Source organism: Mobiluncus mulieris ATCC 35243, assembly GCF_000160615.1.
Lineage (GTDB): Bacteria > Actinomycetota > Actinomycetes > Actinomycetales > Actinomycetaceae > Mobiluncus > Mobiluncus mulieris.
The window spans coordinates 473,550-475,673 of the sequence record NZ_GG668518.1; the positions used below are offsets into that span (position 1 = coordinate 473,550).

Sequence of the window (2,124 nt, forward strand, 5' to 3'; positions counted from 1 at the left end):
TGCCAACAACTTGCGGCCAACCCCACGATTGTGGTTTTAGTGTGCCAGGTTGTTACTGTCGCCCCCCCGCTCAGGGCGGTTAATGCGATGATTAGGGTGGCGGTGAAGGTTTTGGTGTGTTTCATGCCTTCTTTTGTGTGCGGGGTGTCCCCCGCGATGGCGGGGTCGCGGGGGGTGTTTTTTGGTTGTTTGTGTTAGGACCACCAGTTTTTTTCGCCTAGTTTTTTGCATTGTATGGAGTTGTCGTATCCTACGCGCCGGTCGGTGTCTACTTCGACTTCGGTGATGCCGGAGGCGTCGATTTGTTGTTCTGGGCCGCCGTCTACGGGTTGTCCTTCTATTTTGACGACTAGGGTGGCTCGTAGGTAGACGTTTCTTGTGGGGTGGGTGCCGGTGGACATGTCTGTGTAGGGTTCTATGTGGCGCCCGTAGGTGACTTTGGTGACTTTGTAGATGCCTTTGGCGGTTACGGCGAGGTGTCCGGGGGAGATGCTGGCGGCGATGGGGGGTTCTGCTGCGCCGTGTGCGGTGGCGCCGCAGTTGAAGTGGAGGGGTAGGTATGCTTCGGCGCGGTCCCAGGTGACGATGCTCATTCCGGAGGTGCCGGTGCCGGTTTTAGCGGCGGTGTCTAGGGCGGGGTCGTGTATTGGCGTGTCGATGTATGGCCCGCCGTATCTAGAGTCCATTCCCCATTTGTCTTGTATGCTGAGGTCGAATATTTTTTGGTGTGTGTCTGTGGTTTCCCAGTCGGGGTTGTCTGCGGCTTGTGGGGATTTGGCTTGGTATTTTCTTATTTCTTCTAGCGGGTTGGGTTCGCCGTTCATTTGGCGTTGCTGCCAGGGGGCGAAGGTGTATTTTTGTTTGCCGGGTTTTGTTTGTTTGCCGGGCTGGGTTTTGCCGGGCTGCTTGGGTTTCATAGCGGAAAACAAATCCAGTAGTTTTTGGGGGATTGCGGTTTCGCCGCCTAGCGCGGTGATGTGGGTGGCTTTCAGGTCTTTGGCGGCGAGTAGTGCTTCGGTGGGGTGTTTTGCCGGGTTGACTAGTAGTACGGGGCCGTCTTTAATGATTCCGGCGGAGATAGCGTCTGCTAGCTGGGTAGAGTTTGCTAAATAGATGCGGTCGTTACCAGAGGGGTAGGTTTGTTTCGCGACGAGTGCTGAGACTTGTTCGGGGGTTTGGGAGTATCCGATTTGGCTTATGCGGTGGTTCCGGGTGGGGTAGGCGGGGGCGTTGCCGATAGACGTAACCGTACAGTTTTTGTTCGATTCTATATATGCCTCTTGGTTGGCGGTGTAGCCTTTACCGGATGCTAGCATTAGCGGGCCGTATTGGGTCATGGCTGTGGCGGTGGCGGCAATAGTGTCTACCATGCCGTCGCCGTTTACGACGAAGATGGTTTGTGGGGTGGGGTAGGCTTTTTTGATTACTGTCAGGTTTGTTTCGTAGCGGTCTTTCCCGGCGAGGCGTTCGCGGGTTTTCACGCCGAGGGTGTCCACGTATTGTTGGGGCATTGCCTGGTTGCCGCCGATAACCGTGACTTCGGTGACGCCCAACGGTTTGATTTGCTGGTTGATGGTGTCGATGGGTGCCTGGTTCGGGTCGACGAGCAGGATGGGGTCTTTGGTGGCTAGTGGGGCGGCGGATAGGGCGTCGGCTCCTAGGTCGGCGCGAGCAATATAGGCGTGGCCTACGGGCTGGTTGCCGTATTTTTGTTTTATTAGCTGGTAGTTGGTGGCGATGCGGTTTTTTCCGGCTATGCGTTGGGTTATGCCGCCTGGGTATTGGTTGGAGGTGGTGTCGGTGGCCCAGCTTAGGGCGGGTGTGAAGGCGAGTAGTGCCGTGGTTGCGGCTGCTGCGATGGTTGCGGTTTTCATTTTCGGCTCCCTTGTTATTCGACAGGCTTGACTGTGCCTGCGCGTTTTTTGTTACGCCTTCACTGTGTGGGGCACAGCAATTTTTGATGTTCTGCCTTCCCTATTTTGCCTTGTTTCATTCCCCGCACACAAGCAGTTTGTATGAGAAAACAGCTGTGTCGTGTCCTATCTGCCGGTTTAGTGTCCCTTTTTGTCGCCGTTTTTGGGGGTTTGTCCAGTCAAGCTCCCATAGCAGCGGCCGACGAGGAGT

Annotated in this window: 2 protein-coding genes; one reads left to right on the plus strand and one right to left on the minus strand. The window is 55.7% G+C overall.

Annotation, left to right across the window (positions count from 1 at the left end; genetic code table 11):
- Positions 1-198 (plus strand): hypothetical protein (locus tag HMPREF0577_RS11640; protein WP_004012009.1); only part of this gene is annotated, 198 nt, incomplete at its 5' end.
- Here the strand turns inward: HMPREF0577_RS11640 and HMPREF0577_RS02005 are convergent.
- Positions 195-1,874 (minus strand): cell wall-binding repeat-containing protein, encoded by a 1,680-nt coding sequence (locus tag HMPREF0577_RS02005; RefSeq protein WP_004012010.1) that lies wholly within the window; start codon positions 1,872-1,874, stop codon positions 195-197. The genes HMPREF0577_RS11640 and HMPREF0577_RS02005 overlap by 4 nt on opposite strands.
- Between the last annotated feature and the right edge of the window lie 250 nt (positions 1,875-2,124).

What these genes read in the sequence shown, in the direction of transcription:
- HMPREF0577_RS02005 (WP_004012010.1), bottom strand. Translation starts at nt 1,874, where the DNA reads ATGAAAACCGCAACCATCGCAGCAGCCGCAACCACGGCACTACTCGCC.